Here is a 14,798-nt window from a genome sequence, read left to right as displayed (position 1 = left end):
CGTTCAGTCGGCCAGCGCCGCCTGCGCCGGCACGCCCGCCGGCGCGTCCTGCACCTGCCGCCGGGCCGACGGCATCACGAAGCAGGCCAGCGCCGGCAGCAGCACCAGCGCGCCGACCATATTCCACAGGAACATGAACGCCAGCAGGATGCCCATGTCGGCCTGGAACTTGATCGGCGACAGGGCCCAGGTGGCGACCGCGATCGCCAGCGTCACGCCGGTCAGCAGCACCACCTTGCCGGTGAAGCGCAGCGCATGGCTGTACGCTTCGCGCAGCGAGTCGCCGGCCTTCTGGCGCGCCAGCAGGATGCTCATCACATACAGCGCATAGTCGATGCCGATGCCGACGCCCAGCGCGATCACCGGCAGCGTGGCCACCTTGATGCCGATGCCGAGCCACACCATCAGCGCCTCGCACAGCACGGACGTCAGCACCAGCGGGACCACCGCGCACACCACGGCGCGCCAGGAGCGGAACGTGACGAGGCACAGCACGATCACCGCGGCGTAGACCCAGTACAGCATGGCCCGGCTGGCATCGTGGACGACGATGTTGGTGGCCGCCTCGATGCCCGCGTTGCCGGCCGCCAGCAGGAACTTCACGTCGCGCGTGTCGTTCTCGCGGGCGAAGTCCTCCACCACCTTCACCACGCCGGCCAGCGTGTCGGCCTTGTGGTCCGTCAGGTAGGCGCACAGCGTCAGCAGGTTGCAGGTGTCGTTGTACAGGCCGCGCGGCGCGCCGGCCGTGACCATGTTCAGCGCACCCTGGTTCTGCACCAGCTCATACCATTTCAGGCTGCCTTCGTTCATGCCGGTCAGCACGCGGCGGTTCAGCAGCGCCAGCGAATTGGTCGTCTCGACCGCGGGCAGCTGCGACAGCCGGTATTCCAGCGCATCCACGCGCATCAGCGTGTCGTAGCTGGCGCAGGCATTGTCCGGCGTCTTCACCATCACGGCGAACACGTCGCTGCTGGCCGCGTAGTGGCTCACCACATAGGCGTTGTCGCGGTTGTAGCGCGAATCCGGCCGCAGTTCGGGTGCGCCGGGGTCGAGATCGCCGATCTTCACGTGCAGGCTGGCGTAATAGCCGCCCGCTCCCAGCAGCGCGGCCACGGCGATGGTTGCCGCCGCGGTGCGCCGTTCGGTGAACCGTTCCAGCACGGACCAGCTGCCACTGCCGCTGCCCATGACATTGCCATTCGCTTCGGCCGCCTCGGCGCGCAGGCTGCGCTGCGCCGCGCCGGCGTCCACGCCCAGCCAGGACAGCAGGATCGGCAGCAGGATCAGGTTCGTCAGGATCAGCGCCGCGACGCCGATGCTGGCCACCGCTGCCAGATCCTTGATCACCTTGATGTCGATGATCGCCAGCACGGCGAAACCGACCGCGTCGCACAGCAGCGCCGCCAGGCCGGCCAGGAACAGCCGGCGGAACGTATAGCGTGCCGCCACCAGCTTGTGCGTGCCGCGGCCGATATCCTGCATGATGCCGTTCATCTTCTGCGCGCCGTGGCTCATGCCGATGGCGAACACCAGGAACGGCACCAGCATCGAGTACGGATCGAGCCCGTAGCCCAGCAGCGGCAGCAGGCCCAGTTGCCACACCACGGCCACCAGCGAACAGGCCACCACCAGCAGCGTGCTGCGCGCGCAGCGGGTGTACCAGTACAGCATCGCCGCCGCGATCAGCGTGGAGGCGGCAAAGAACAGCAGCACCTGCTTCAGCCCCTCGATCAGGTCGCCCGCCACTTTCGCGAACCCCACGATGTGCAGGTCCACCTGCCCGCCGGCGTACTTGGCGCGCAGCTGCTCCAGGCGTTCACCCAGCGCCGCGTAGTCCAGCGGCTGGCCGTCCGCGCCGCGTTCCAGCAGCGGCACGTACAGGATGCTGGAACGGCCATCGACCGCGACCAGCTGGCCGATCTCCCCGGAACGGGCCACGTTCTCGCGCACCTGGGCCACGCTGCGCGGCGAGCCGTCGTAGTCGTTGGGGATCACCGGCCCGCCTTCCATGCCCTCTTCCGTCACACCGACCCAGCGCGTGGACGGCGTCCACAGCGACTTCATGTAGGTGCGGTCGACGCCGGGAATCAGGAACAGTTCGTCGCTGATCTTCTGCAGCGTGGCGAGGTACTGTGCGTCGTACACCGTGCCGCCCTTGGCCGCGACGGCGATGCGCACCGCGTTGCCGAGGCCACTCAACTGGTCGCGGTGCTCCAGGTAATTGGCGATGTACGGATGGCTGGCCGGGATCATGTCCTCGAAGCTGGCGTTGAGCTTCAGGCGCGTGGCCTGCCAGCCCAGCACCAGCGTGGCCAGCAGGCAGGCCAGCGCCACCAGCAGCCGGTGGTTGAACAGCAGCCGCTCCAGCGCGCTGCCGGAGCGGGTATCGAAGTGGGACAGGTCGCGGATCACCGCCTGTTCGCCCGCGGAGCCGCCGAAACTCATGGCGCACCTCCTTCCAGCATGGCCGCGTCGATGCGGGAAACGCCCCGCACGCCGGCCACCAGCACATCGCCCCCGGCCGTCGTCGCCAGCGCCGCGATCGGCGCGGGCGGCGTGGCCAGCTTCACCATCCGGGCCGGCTGGCCGGCGCTGCCGGCGCGGTACAGGTGGCCGGCCTGGTCGGCCAGCAGCACGCCGTCCTTGCCGGCCGCCGATGCGCTCAGCGACACCGGCGCGTAGCCGGCCAGCTGCTCGAAGCCCTGCCCGTTCCAGCGGAATGCATTGCCGCGCAGGCCGCCGAACAGCATGCCGCCATCGGGCAATGCCCTGGCGGTGAACCACGTGCCCCGGTACGGCGCCTGCACGCGCGTGAAGCTGCGCCCGCCGTCGAGCGAGCGGGCCAGGTAGCCCTGCTCGCCGGCCAGCCAGGTTTCCTCGCCGCGCACGGCGATCGCGTAGACATGCAAGCCGTCCGGGTTGTCGATCGCGTCATTCAGGACCGTCCAGGTGGCGCCGCCGTCTTCCGTGCGCAGCGCCAGGCCGTAGGCGCCGGCCACGATGCCGCGCCGCTCGTCGAAGAAATGCAGGTCGAGCAAGGGCTTGTCCGGACCGTCGGCGGCGAACTGGCGTGCCGTGGCGGCCAGCGCTTCGTTGCCGCGCGCCGCGGTGTCGAGCAGGCGGATGATGCCGCGCCCGTCCAGTTGCCGGCGCCAGGTGGCGCCGCCGTCCGCGCTGTGCAGCACCACGCCGCCGTGGCCGATCGCCCAGGCCAGCCGTGGCGTCACGAAGCGCACCGCCGTGAGCGTGACACTGACCGGTACCTGTGCCTGCCGCCAGGCCTTGCCGCCATCGTCCGACAGCAGCACCAGGCCACGCTCGCCCACGGCAATCGCACGTCCCTCCATCCGGTCGAGGCCCAGCATCACGCGGCGCGGCGCCTGGCGGTCGCTCGCCGCCGGCCGGTCCAGTACCGCATGGACGCCTTGCTGTATTCCCTGCTGCGCGCCCTGCGCCGGCACCGGAGCCGCAGTGGCGGCAGCCGGCGCGAGGCAGGCAATCAGCAGCGTGTTGAACAGACGGCCCATCAGCGCAACCCCGCGCCGGACAGGGCTTCCTGGCTCCACGTGGCTTCCGGCCAGCGCGGCACCTGCTTGTACTGCACGGCCTTTTCCGTCACCAGGTCGCTGACGAACCAGGTGCCGGACACCAGGTCGTAGAAGCCGAACGTGATGCTGGTGGTGGCCGGCAGGTCCGGCATCGTTACCGGCAGCGACCACAGCGTCTTCCACAGCTGGCCATTGGCATCCCAGCGGTCCGCCAGCGCGCCGGTCCACGAATCCTCGTCGATGTAGTACACGCTGCGCGGCGCCAGGTGGCGCTGGCCCGCCTTCAGCTTCGCCTCCACCACCCACACGCGGTGCAGCTCCCAGCGCACCCCGTCCGGATTCAGGTGGTTCGGCCCCAGCAGGTCGGCATCCTTGCCCTTCAGCGAGCGGTTGCTGTTATACGGGATGTACATCTCCTTCTTGCCCAGGATCTTCCAGTCGAACCGGTCCAGGCGGCCGCCGAAGATATCCACTTCATCGAAGCTCATCACTCCCGCGGTGGCCGGCGTCGGCGTGTCGCAGCAGGCGTTCGGCAGCTTGCGCGTGCGGCGCTGGCCCGGCAGGTAGACGTAGCTGGAATCCTTTTCCGGATCGAGATTGAGCTTGCCGTTGATCGCTTCGCCGGCGCGGATCGGCGGGCCGGAGTTGACCAGCCGGATAGTCCAGTAGGTGCCGTTGAACTTGTCCGCAGCGTCCTTGTAGTAGTACGGCATGCTGCCGTCGGCCGTACCGTCGACCGTCATCACCGGCTTGCCGGCCGCCGTCGTCAGGTAGGAGCGGAACGGCTTTTGCCAGTCGGTGCCGCGCCAGCGCAGCAGGTGGTTCCACATTACTTCCGCGCCGGTCTTCGGGATCGGGAATGGAATACCGGCATAGGCGCCTTCCGGCACCAGCTTGTCGCCCAGTTTCGCGCGGGTGGCGTTCTTCGCCGTGTTCGCATACACCCAGTCCGGCGCGGCCGCGGTGCGGCGCGTCGGATACACGTCGATGCGGTACGACGGGTATTTCTTCAGCATGGCCTTGCTGCCGTCGGACAGCTTGTCGGCATGCTGCTCCATGTTCTTCGCCGTGATCGAGACGACCGGCTTGTCGCCGGCGAACGGATCCTGGTCGCGCTTTCCGCCATTCGTGAAACCGGCGGCGGGCTTCGCCAGGCCGCCGTCCCAGGCCGGGATCGTGCCATCCTTGTTGCCGGCCTTCTCGGCGCCCAGTGGCGTCAGGCTCTTGCCCAGTTGCGCCGCCTCCTCGGCGGTGGCGGCATAAACGCCGCCGGCGAACAGGATGGCCGCCAGCGCGGCCGGCAGGTGCTTCATGCGTGTCATGGTTGTCTCCATTGTCGTCAGAATGTGCGGCGGATGGACAGCGACAGGAAATCGCGGTCCTTCATCGCCTGGCCGTAGGTGTAGGCTGATTGCGGCAGTGTTCGCGGGGCGTGCGTGACGACTGTCGGCGTATCCTCGCGGCCGAAGTAATGGGTGTAGTTGAGCGACACATACCAGGCGCTCTCGTAGACGGCGTTCAGGCCGGCGCTGATGTCCCCGCCGCGCTGCACGCCGAAGCTGTTGCCGAGTGCCAGCGAGCGGCCGGCCGGCGCATAGCCCAGCCCGATCGGTACCGACACATCGAGCCCGCCAGCCACCTGCCGGTAGCTCGGTTCATACAGCACCCGCACCGCCGTGCCTTCGCGCCGCGCGTTCGGGTCGATCATCGTGGCGTTCCTCGTGATGCTGGTCACCCGGTTCCAGGCGATCTCGCCCACCAGCGACGCCTCGCGGGCGATGAAGCTTGGGCCGAGCGACGCCAGCATCGACACGTTCACGTGGGCGGTACGGCCCACCGGATAGACCGGATTGCCGCGATTGTCCGAGGCGCTGGCCGGGCCGCCGAAGGCCGCCGGCACGAGGCCGAACAGGTCGGCCGTGCCGGCATGCGACAGGGGCGTGTTGTGGCGCACGGAAGCTTCGGCGGAAAAGTTGAACTCGCCCAGCGTCGTGGTGGCACTGGCGCCGTAGGTACGGATACCTTCGTGGTAGTACAGCGAATAGGTGTGCAGGCCCGGTGCCAGCACCACCTGCGGGGCCTTGTCGTGGTAGCGCGCGGCGTACAGCCCGAAGTCGATGCCGAGGCCCTCGGGGCTCCATTTCAGCTGCATGCCGCCCTGCCCCGAATCCCTGGCCAGGCGGTCGTGCGCGCGTGCCAGCGCCACCGGCCGGCCGGTCGCATCCACGCCGGTGTAGAGCTGTTCGCCGCCGTCGTCCAGGAAGTCGACGGTGGAGAAATAGCTGCCGGCGGCGGGCAGGCGGCTCTTCTCCCAGCGATACTGGTAGTAGGCGCCCAGGCTGACGTTGGCGCCGGCCTGGACCTGGCCGGACACCTGGCCCACGGGGCGCAGCAGTTCCTTGAACTGGGTGCCGGGCACCGACAGGCCTTTCACGACGTCGATCGGCTGCTGGGCGCCGGCGATGCCGTTCATGCCGAAGAACAGCGTTTCGCCATACACCAGCGCGTGGCGGCCGGCCCGCACGGTGAACGGCATCTCGCCCAGCGTACCCTTGGCGAACACGAAGGCATCGAGCAGCTCGGCCTTCCTGCCGTGCAGCCTGCGGGTGGCGTCCGTAAACTCGGTGGGCGGTACCGAGGCCGCGTTCCAGGTCGGCCGGAACGCATTGTCGGTGGAACGGTTGTAGGCGCCGTCGTACCAGGCGGCACCGCTGGCGCGCACGCCGAAATTCCGATAGGAGATGTCCAGCTCGGACAGCAGGTCGGCGCGGTTCGACACGAAGCCCTTGCCGAAATTGCGGTCGCCGTCATCCGTGTTGACCGTGTTTTCGCCCGGCGTGACCTGCACGGCGGAGGGACGCTTCAGCCGGTATGCCGTACTGTACTTGACCGTGTTGTCCCAGCGGACCGTCAGGTCGGGAATGGTCGTGGCGATCTCCGCCGCCTGGGCGCCGGCCATGGCGGCAAGCGCCGCGGCCACGGCGGCGGTCATGCCTGCTCTGGTGTGTTTCATGGTGTCTCCTTGGTTTTATGCGGGACGAACGGACCCGCCGCGCGTGTCGTGCGCGTTTTATTGTTGTGCTGCGAGTGAAGCGGTGCCTTGCGTGTCTGCGACAGCGAGGCGGGAGGGGTCTCCGTTTTCTTGTTGGTCAAGAATACCGAGCCCGGGGGATGCCGAAAAATGGTTTATGGCGATGTGACGTATCGGGAAACGCGATGGCGCCGCAGGTGACGGGCGCCGCCGCGATGCACGCTACAGCGCCCGCGCGACCAGCGCGTCGCAGTCGCCGTCGTCGATAAAGCCCAGCCGTGCGGCGATGCCGGGGACTTGCCGCGGCATGCGCCCGAACAGCTGCTCGATGCCCGCAACCGGTTGCCAGCGGATGCCGGCGACGGACGCGGCGCCGAAGCGCCTGGCCAGCGCGGCAACGACTTCTTCCACGGTCAACCGCAGCACCGGCAGCGTGATCGCGCGGCTTTCCGGCAGCAAGGACGGGTCCAGTGCCGCCGCGTGCACGAGGTTGGCCACGCAGGCCTGCAGCGACATCCACCAGCACGCCGCCGCCGGCGATACCGGGCAGGTGTACGGTTCGCCAAGCTGGGCGGCGCGCAGCATGGCGCTCATGAACGCCGAGCCGTGCCCCGCCGACAGCCCGGGCCGCGCCACGATGCCGGGCAGCCGCAGCGAGATGCCGTCCACCAGGCGACGCCGGCCCAGGTCCGCCAGCACGATCTCGCACGCCAGCTTGTGGGCGCCGTAGCTGATGGCTGGCCGCGGCGGCGTGTCGTCGCCGACGGTGTCCGGCAGCTCGGCGCCATACACGGCGATGCTGCTGGCGTTGACGAGCCGTGGCGCGCGCTCCTGCGCCGCGGCCCGTTCGAACAGCGCCAGCGGCGCCACCAGGTTGACGCGGTAGCCCAGCGCGGAATCGCGCTCGGCCTCGGCGCCGGGCACGCTGGCCAGGTGGAACAGCACGTCGACCGGCACGTCGAACACCGCATCCAGTACCTGGTCGACGCCGAAGTCGCCGTGGATGAGACGTACGCGCGCATCGTCCGGCGCGTCGGCGAACCGGCGGTCCACCAGGGTGAGGCGGCTGACCGCCGGCCGGCCCGGTATCCTGTGCCGCGCCAGGTGCTGTGCCAGCGCCGCGCCGACGAAGCCGCCGGCGCCCGTGATCGCGATGTGCATGGCGCGGCCCTCAATCCGGTGCGCGGGCCGGCACCACCTGCTGGTCGATGGTGCCGAACGGCGCATTGCCGTGCGCATCGCGCGCGGTCATCGACACCCGGTCGCCGAAGCGCATGAACTCCGTGCGCGGCTCGCCATGGTCGATGATCTCGATCACGCGGCGCTCGGCGATGCAGGCCGAACCGGCGGCGCGGTTCTCGTTCGACACGGTGCCGGAACCGATCACGGTGCCGGCCGACAGCCGCCGCGTGCGCGCCGCATGGGCGATCAGCTGGCCGAAGCTGTAGTTCATCTCGGCGCCGTTCGGGTTGCCGAACCACGCGCCATTCCACTGCACGTGCAGGTCCAGCTTCACGCGGCCGTCATGCCACGCCTCGCCCAGCTCGTCCGGCGTGATGGCGACCGGCGCGAAGCTGGTCGACGGCTTGCACTGGAAGAAGCCGAAGCCCGTCTTCATCTCGCGCGGCCCCAGCTTGCGCAGGCTCCAGTCGTTGACCTGCACCAGCAGCCGCACCCGTTCCTGGGCCGCGGCAGCGGTCGCGCCCATCGGCACGGTGCCCGTGATGACGCCGAATTCGCCTTCGAAATCGATGCCCAGGCTTTCGTCGGGAAGCGGCACGTTGTCGTGCGGGCCGAGGAAATCGTCGGAAGCGCCCTGGTACATCACCGGGATCGTCTCGAAATCGGGAATGGGCTCCGTGTTGAAGGCCCGTTCCATCAGCCGGCCATGGTTCAGGAACGCCGAGGCATCGGCCCACTGCCAGGTGCGGGGCAGCGGCGCCAGGCAGGCCGCCGGGTCGAACGGGAAACTGCCTTCGGCCAAACCTTCATTCAGGCTGTCGTACAGTGCCCGCAGCGGTGCCTGCACGGCATCCCAGCGCTCGACCGCGTCGAGCAGGCTGGCGGCGACATGGCCCGCATCCACGGCGCGCGACAGGTCGCGCGAGACCACCACCAGGCGGCCGTCCGGACGGGCCGATTTCAACGTTGCGAATTTCATCCATTCTCCTTGCGGTTGGCCAGCGCGGTGCGCAGGCCGGGTTCGTATTCGCCGTCGAGCAGCACGAACAGCATCCGGCACATGGCCCCGGAGCGGTTGGCCCAGGCGTGGTTGGTGCCGCGCTGGACAACGATGTCGCCCTGCGCCAGCGGCACTTCGCTGTCGTCCAGCACGAGCGTCATCGCGCCCTCGAGCACGATGCCGTGGTCGACCGACTCGGTGCGGTGCATCAGCGGATGCGGGGAGTCGGCCTTGACGGTGGACGCGGCGGCATCGCCGATCTGCGTGAAGGCATCCTTCATCCGCGCCCCACCTTGCGCCAGGAACTCGTCGGTATCGGGCGGAATGTCGACGATGCGGATGCGCGAGCCGTGGCGAGGGGGCGGCAGCACGAGGGGGCCGAGGGTCGGATCGGCGCCGTTGCCGACCGGGGCCGGCGTGGCGGCCGTGGACCAGATTTCATGGAACACGGTGCCGGGGATCTTCTCGATGGGCACCACGGTCGGCAGCGGCCCGGCCTCGGCCACGATGGCCTTGCCGGTGGCGTCGTGGCCTGTGACGATGCGGCGGACGGGTTTCATGGTTTCCATGCGCCGCCCTCAGATCGCCTGGGCCAGCGCGACCAGCGTCTCGCGCATGATGCGGCCGTGTTCGGCCTTGTCGCCGCCGGTGATCTCGATCTCGCCGAGCCGCCCGGAGTTCTCGACCACCATGCGGCAGCGTTCCCAGCGCCGTTCCTCGAAGGCGTCCAGTGCGGTATCGATATCGGCGTGGCGTTCCAGTTCCTCGGCCAGCACGATCGCATCCTCGATGCCGATGCAGGCGCCGGACGCCATGTGCGGCGTGGTGGCATGCACCGTATCGCCGATCAGGACGACGCGGCCGCGGTGCCATGGGCGCGGCAGCAGCAAGCCTTCCAGCGGCCGGTAGATCACCTGCGAATCCTCGGCCAGGCGGGCGCGGATGGCCTGCAGCGCCGGCACGTCGAACGGCGCCAGCAGGTCGCGCAGCAGCGGCAGGAACTGCGCCGGATCGACGTAGGTGCGCTCGGCGCGGTCTTCCGTCACGTACAGGTACATCTCCGTATCGGATACGGGCGCGACGCCAGCCTTGATCTTCGGGCCCAGCCACATCATCGCGTGGTCGATGTACGCCGGCCGCGGCAGCACCGCGCGCCAGACGCCCTGCCCCGTGTATTTCGGGCCGGCGGCGCCGGGGAACAGCGCGTCGCGCATCGCCGAATACAGGCCGTCCGCGCCGATCACCAGGCCGTACCGGCCGGTGGCCCCATCGGTGAACGTCACGTCGACGCCATCGGCATCCTGCGTGAATGACGCGAACGTGCAGCCGAGGCGCACAGTGGTGCCGGATGCGCGGGTGGCTTCGGCCAGGATTTCCGCCAGCACGGGGCGCATGATGGCGCCGCCGCCCGGCACGTCCGGCCCGGCCAGGCGGGGCGTGGGCAGCGTGGCGATGTGGTGGCCGCCGGACGTGTGCAGGTCGACGTTGTCGTGCGCGGAACCGCGCCGCACGAATTCGTCCAGTACGCCCAGCGTGCGGAACGCGCGCAGCGTGGCGCCGCCCAGGCTGATGCCGGCGCCGTACGAACGCCAGCCGGCATCGATCTCGGCCAGGTCGACGGCGACGCCGCGTTTTCTCAGTTCGATGGCGGCGGACATGCCGGAAAAGCCGCCGCCGACGATCAGCACGCGTTGGACAGGGTGCGTCATATTGGTCTCCTTCCGCCCTGCGGCGGTATGTAAATATTGTTATCGGGCGCCACCTCGACCTCGACGCGCTGCAGGCCCTGCCCCAGGCAGGGTCCCAGCGTGCAGATGCCGGTGGCGATGTCGAACCGGGCGCCGTGCGCGGCGCAGACGATGCTGGAGCGGCCGGCATCCAGGTAGGCATCCTTGCGCCAGGCCAGCGGGACTTCGCGATCCCGGGTTCCGTAGTGGGGACAGGCGTTGCGCCAGGCGTACACCCGGGCGCCCTGCCGCACCACGAACACCGTGTCGCGCCCCGCGCGCGACGGATCGAAGCCGCGCGACGTGCCGTCCGGGATGTCTTCCAGCCGGCACAGGTACACGCTGTCCATCAGTGCCGTTCCGCGGCCCCCGCGGCGCCGGGCGGCGGACCGCCCGGTGCCCAGTTGTCGCGCTTCTCGAACAGGAACAGCTGCGACGCGTCGGCGCCGGCCGGTGCTTCGCGCGCGGTCCACTGTTCATCGTGCAAGTCCATGTCGGCGTCGTACTCGACATGGCAGCCCAGCGGGGAATTGAAGTACCAGAACCAGTTCGAGCCCATCTTGTGGCGGCCCGGGCCCCAGAACGACTGGTATCCCTTGTTGACGAAGCGCGATCCGGCCTGCATCACTTCGGTCGGGCCGCCCATGTGGAAGGTGAAGTGCTCGATGCCCTTCATGAACGGCGGGGTCTGGATCAGGAACAGCGTGTGGTGATCCAGCGTGCCGGCCGGGCGCAGGAACGGCCCGGCGCCGACCAGGCGGTCGGTGCATGCGAAGCCCAGCCGCTCGACATAGAATTTTTCCGCGCGCGGCACGTCCGGCACGAAATACACCACGTGCGACAGCGTGCGCGGCAGTGCCGGCGCGTTCTCATCGACGGCGACGACGTTCGGCTTGCGCTGGGGTGCCGCGCCGGGCGCGTTGATGGTTTCGGCGGGCATGTCCAGCGTGCGGCGCACGCTCACCTGGAAGCCGAGCACGAAGCCCATGTCGTCCAGCGCCTCGATGCTGCCGTCCGGCAGGCGTTTCACTTCACGGTCGCGGCCCAGTTCCTCTGCGATGGCGCCCAGCGCCGCCTGGTCGGCCACGCCGTAGATGGTCTTGCGCAGCATGCTGGCCGTTCCCATCGGCGGCGGCAGGCCGGCGTCGTCCTTGTGCGCCAGCACGATGGCGGTGCCATCCAGCGCCTCGAAGCGGCCGTTGCCGGCCGGGGCCAGGCCGTAGTCGGCCAGGTATTGCGCGCAGGCGGCGAGGTCGTCCACGCCGAAGACCAGCGCGTCGGGTCCGATGATGTTCATGATGTCTCCTGGTGAGTCTGGTTTTGGATTCGATATCGTTCGGGTTAGCCACCCCAAGTGCAGGATCCGGGGGCAGGAGGGAGTCCTGGCATGCATGCCAGGACCGTTGCGCAGGCGCGAAGCATGCTTCGCGAAATCCCTGCTCCACCCCGGCGGGGCGTAGTCGGGGTTTCAAGGAGCATCGCTCCTTGCCGACGTAGCGATACTGGCCTGCAAGCCAGTATTCCTCCCTGACCCCAGCCCTTCGCTGTTGGGGTGAATGCATGCGCTTTCAAACAGCCGTCCGTCCGCCCAGCGTCTCGGCCACCCAGTCCGCGATGTACGCGCCGGCATTGGCGGAGTTGTCGAAGCTGGAGTGCTGCACGCCGCCTTCGCGGTCCGTGAAGATCTTCAGTTCGCGCCCCGGGCTGTTGACAAGCTGGTCGTAGGTGCGCTGGGCCCAGTGCAGCGGGATCTGCGAATCCTTTTCGCCATGGGTGACAAGGAACGGCACGGTGATCCGGTCCAGCACGCCGTCGAGGTGCACGTTCTCGGCGATGCGCATGAAGTCGTCCATGTCCCTGGCGCCCCATACCCAGCGCACGTGTTCCCAGTAGTGCGGCACCGGGAAGCTGCCCTCTTTCGCCAGGCGGCGCTTCTGCACGTCGCGCCAGTCGTGGTTGGCGCCCCACACCACGCCGCAGGCGAAGCGCGGCTCGAAGGCCACCGCGCGCGGACAGTAGTAGCCGCCCAGCGACACGCCTTCCAGGCCGATGCGCTTGGGATCGACGTCGTCGCGGGTCTCCAGCCAGTCCACCACCTTCGAGGCCCAGCGTTCGCTGTCGAAGACCGCCGTCATGCCGTGAAGCCGCAGCGCCTCGCCGGTGCCCGGCTGGTCGATCACCAGCGACGACACGCCGCGCTGCGCCAGCCAGCGCGGCAGGCCGACGCGGTACTTCATCTCCTTGGTGGAATCGAGGCCGTTGACCTGCACCAGGATCGGCGCGGGGCCCTGCACGTTCTCGGCGCGCACGAGCAGTCCGGCGATGTGGCCGTCGCCGTAGGGAATTTCCACCCGCTCGCAGTTCTCGCCAGCCAGGCGGATGCCGCGGGCGAATACGTCGAGGAACCGCCCGTACAGCTCCACGCGACCCGGCGCGCCGTGCGCCTGCAGGCGTTCCGCCGTCAGGTAGTAGGTGGCGGCGCGGCCGTATTTGTCGCCGGCCGAGATCAGGCGGCCGCGCCGCTCGTCTTCCTCGGCCAGGCCGCACAGCTTGTCGGCCATGGTCGACCAGGTGGCACGGAAAGCGCGGGTGCCGTCGGCATCGGGCTGGCGCGCCGCTTCCTGCAGCGGCGCGCACATTTCCTCGATCTCGCCGATCCTGGCGCCCATTTCGATGGCCAGGTCGACCGACAGGTTCCACACATAGTTGGTCGGGAAGTACTTGAACATGCTGATTCCTTGTATTGATGATGGTGGCGGTGCGCCCTCGGCGGCGCGCCCTCGTCGGCGCGGCCGGCGGCGGCGCGGACAGGACGGCTGTCAGCAATATAAGGAAACGGCGCGGTGCCGAAAAATGGATTATTTCCATGCCAGCCATCCGCCGGATCGATACCTGGATCGATCCCTGGCGCGATCCCAGGCCTGAAGCGAGCCCTGCTGTGCAAAAAAGGCGACAGTAACTTGTTAAATGGCTACCCGATCACGAAAACAATTTGATGCCACACGGCAATTCCTCTATTGTTCCATCCGACACGGCCGCCGCCACCGACTTCGCGGCAAGACGAACAACACTGGATCAACGAATGAAACTCACACTGTTAGCCGCAGCGCTGCTCGGCACCCTCGGCGCTGCCCACGCGGCCGACCTCGGCAGCGAAAACCTCAGCATCACCGGCTTCGGCACGCTGGCTGCCGCGAAAAGCAATACGGAAGATGCCCGCTACACGCGCTCGAACCAGCGCGAAGGCACCGCCGGCACCACCACCATCGGCCTCGACTCCAACCTCGGCCTGCAAGCCACGTACAAGTTCTCCGACAAGCTGTCCGCCACCACCCAGATCCTGTCGCGCAAGTCGACCGGCGACAGCTTCACGACCGAGCTGGCATGGGCCTTCGTCAAGTACCAGGTCAATGACGATATCGCCGTGCGCGTCGGCCGCGTGGTGATGCCGACGTTCCTGATCTCGGACTACCAGAACGTGGGTTATGCGAACACGATGATGCGCCCGCCGACCGAGCTGTATGGCTCGAACTTCCTGGAAAACATCGACGGCGCCGACATCAGCTGGCAGCACAGCGTGGGCGAGACCACCTTCACCGTGCAGGCGGTGGGCGGCGTGGTGCGGGGCAAGGCCTACACGGCCCAGGACAAGTCGGTGGAACGCTTCCAGTCGCCGCACGCGGCGATCGCGTTCACCGCTGAACGCGGCCCGGTGCAGCTGCGCGTCGCCCACGTGCGCGGCAAGCTGACGATCGACGCCAAGGACTTGAACAAGCTGTCGGACGCGGTGGCCCATGCCGGCTTCGAGCAGTTCGCGAGCGACTTCAGCATGCGCGAGAAGAAAGTGATCTCGTTCACGTCCGTCGGCCTGATGGCCGACTGGAACAACATGGTGGTGCAATCGGAATACGGCATTCGCCGCGGGGTGGACAAGATGTTCCTGGCCGATGCGGACGCCTGGTACCTGATGGCCGGCTACCGCTTCGGCACGGTGCTGCCGTACTACTCGCACGGCAGCTTCAAGTCGAAGCCTTCGGTCAGCATTCCCGCCGGCCTGGCAGGCATTCCGCCGCTGTATGGCGCGATGTCTTCCATCCTGGCGCCGACCGGCCAGAAATCGGACACGCTCGGCGTGCGCTGGGACTTCGCCAAGTCGGCCGCGTTGAAGGTGCAGGTCGACCGCATCAAGCCGGGCGTGAAGAACGCCCTGCTGTCGGACGTGACCCCGGCAGGCGTGGGCAAGAAAGTCACCGTGCTCGCCGCCGGTGTCGACTTCGTTTTCTAAGGAACCATGATGAAAAAGACTGTAT

At 68.4% G+C, this 14,798-nt stretch carries 12 protein-coding genes; 1 reads left to right on the top strand and 11 read right to left on the bottom strand.

Features of this window, described 5'->3' with window-relative positions; all coding sequences use genetic code 11:
• Positions 1-3 precede the first annotated feature (3 nt).
• From OU994_RS15520 to OU994_RS15470, 11 genes are all read right to left on the bottom strand, one after another.
• Positions 4-2,445 carry an RND family transporter gene (locus OU994_RS15520; RefSeq protein WP_281611509.1) on the bottom strand — a complete coding sequence of 814 codons (2,442 nt, stop codon included), beginning with the start codon at positions 2,443-2,445 and terminating at the stop codon, positions 4-6.
• Positions 2,442-3,527, bottom strand: coding sequence for a YCF48-related protein (locus OU994_RS15515; RefSeq protein WP_281611508.1), 1,086 nt, complete (start codon positions 3,525-3,527; stop codon positions 2,442-2,444). The genes OU994_RS15520 and OU994_RS15515 overlap by 4 nt, the downstream gene beginning before the upstream one ends.
• Entirely contained in the window at positions 3,527-4,870 is a 1,344-nt protein-coding gene (locus tag OU994_RS15510; RefSeq protein WP_281611507.1) for a DUF1329 domain-containing protein, read from the bottom strand. The genes OU994_RS15515 and OU994_RS15510 overlap by 1 nt, the downstream gene beginning before the upstream one ends.
• 17 nt (positions 4,871-4,887) lie before the next feature.
• Entirely contained in the window at positions 4,888-6,561 is a 1,674-nt protein-coding gene (locus tag OU994_RS15505; protein ID WP_281611506.1) for a DUF1302 domain-containing protein, read from the bottom strand.
• A gap of 240 nt (positions 6,562-6,801) precedes the next feature.
• Entirely contained in the window at positions 6,802-7,740 is a 939-nt protein-coding gene (locus OU994_RS15500) for an NAD-dependent epimerase/dehydratase family protein (RefSeq protein WP_281611505.1), read from the bottom strand.
• A gap of 10 nt (positions 7,741-7,750) precedes the next feature.
• A complete protein-coding gene (locus OU994_RS15495) occupies positions 7,751-8,740 on the bottom strand; it encodes a fumarylacetoacetate hydrolase family protein (RefSeq protein WP_281611504.1) in 990 nt (329 codons plus the stop codon).
• On the bottom strand, positions 8,737-9,321 hold the full coding sequence (locus tag OU994_RS15490) for a cupin domain-containing protein (RefSeq protein ID WP_373922599.1): 585 nt from the start codon (positions 9,319-9,321) through the stop codon (positions 8,737-8,739). The genes OU994_RS15495 and OU994_RS15490 overlap by 4 nt, the downstream gene beginning before the upstream one ends.
• A gap of 18 nt (positions 9,322-9,339) precedes the next feature.
• A complete protein-coding gene (locus OU994_RS15485) occupies positions 9,340-10,470 on the bottom strand; it encodes an FAD-dependent oxidoreductase (RefSeq protein ID WP_281611502.1) in 1,131 nt (376 codons plus the stop codon).
• On the bottom strand, positions 10,467-10,838 hold the full coding sequence (locus OU994_RS15480; protein WP_281611501.1) for a Rieske (2Fe-2S) protein: 372 nt from the start codon (positions 10,836-10,838) through the stop codon (positions 10,467-10,469). Before OU994_RS15480 ends, OU994_RS15485 begins: the two co-directional genes overlap by 4 nt.
• Positions 10,838-11,785 carry a VOC family protein gene (locus OU994_RS15475; protein ID WP_281611500.1) on the bottom strand — a complete coding sequence of 316 codons (948 nt, stop codon included), beginning with the start codon at positions 11,783-11,785 and terminating at the stop codon, positions 10,838-10,840. The genes OU994_RS15480 and OU994_RS15475 overlap by 1 nt, the downstream gene beginning before the upstream one ends.
• 271 nt (positions 11,786-12,056) lie before the next feature.
• Positions 12,057-13,217, bottom strand: coding sequence for a S9 family peptidase (locus OU994_RS15470; RefSeq protein ID WP_281611499.1), 1,161 nt, complete (start codon positions 13,215-13,217; stop codon positions 12,057-12,059).
• A gap of 353 nt (positions 13,218-13,570) precedes the next feature.
• On the opposite strand from OU994_RS15470, the gene OU994_RS15465 reads away from it, so the two are divergent.
• The gene (locus OU994_RS15465) at positions 13,571-14,773 is read left to right on the top strand and encodes a porin (protein WP_281611498.1); all 1,203 of its coding nucleotides are present in this window, start codon (positions 13,571-13,573) and stop codon (positions 14,771-14,773) included.
• The last annotated feature ends 25 nt before the right edge of the window (positions 14,774-14,798 follow it).

Origin of the sequence: Pseudoduganella sp. SL102, assembly GCF_027856995.1 — a bacterium.
GTDB lineage: Bacteria > Pseudomonadota > Gammaproteobacteria > Burkholderiales > Burkholderiaceae_D > Rugamonas > Rugamonas albidiflava.
Note: the sequence above shows the minus strand (reverse complement) of the source record. Positions and strands in the feature narration are given on the sequence as shown.

Coding starts and splice junctions, on each gene's coding strand:
- OU994_RS15510 (WP_281611507.1), bottom strand. CDS start 4,870: ATGACACGCATGAAGCACCTGCCGGCCGCGCTGGCGGCCATCCTGTTC.
- OU994_RS15480 (WP_281611501.1), bottom strand. CDS start 10,838: ATGGACAGCGTGTACCTGTGCCGGCTGGAAGACATCCCGGACGGCACG.
- OU994_RS15465 (WP_281611498.1), top strand. CDS start 13,571: ATGAAACTCACACTGTTAGCCGCAGCGCTGCTCGGCACCCTCGGCGCT.
- OU994_RS15520 (WP_281611509.1), bottom strand. CDS start 2,445: ATGAGTTTCGGCGGCTCCGCGGGCGAACAGGCGGTGATCCGCGACCTG.
- OU994_RS15495 (WP_281611504.1), bottom strand. CDS start 8,740: ATGAAATTCGCAACGTTGAAATCGGCCCGTCCGGACGGCCGCCTGGTG.
- OU994_RS15475 (WP_281611500.1), bottom strand. CDS start 11,785: ATGAACATCATCGGACCCGACGCGCTGGTCTTCGGCGTGGACGACCTC.
- OU994_RS15490 (WP_373922599.1), bottom strand. CDS start 9,321: ATGAAACCCGTCCGCCGCATCGTCACAGGCCACGACGCCACCGGCAAG.
- OU994_RS15505 (WP_281611506.1), bottom strand. CDS start 6,561: ATGAAACACACCAGAGCAGGCATGACCGCCGCCGTGGCCGCGGCGCTT.
- OU994_RS15515 (WP_281611508.1), bottom strand. CDS start 3,527: ATGGGCCGTCTGTTCAACACGCTGCTGATTGCCTGCCTCGCGCCGGCT.
- OU994_RS15500 (WP_281611505.1), bottom strand. CDS start 7,740: ATGCACATCGCGATCACGGGCGCCGGCGGCTTCGTCGGCGCGGCGCTG.
- OU994_RS15485 (WP_281611502.1), bottom strand. CDS start 10,470: ATGACGCACCCTGTCCAACGCGTGCTGATCGTCGGCGGCGGCTTTTCC.
- OU994_RS15470 (WP_281611499.1), bottom strand. CDS start 13,217: ATGTTCAAGTACTTCCCGACCAACTATGTGTGGAACCTGTCGGTCGAC.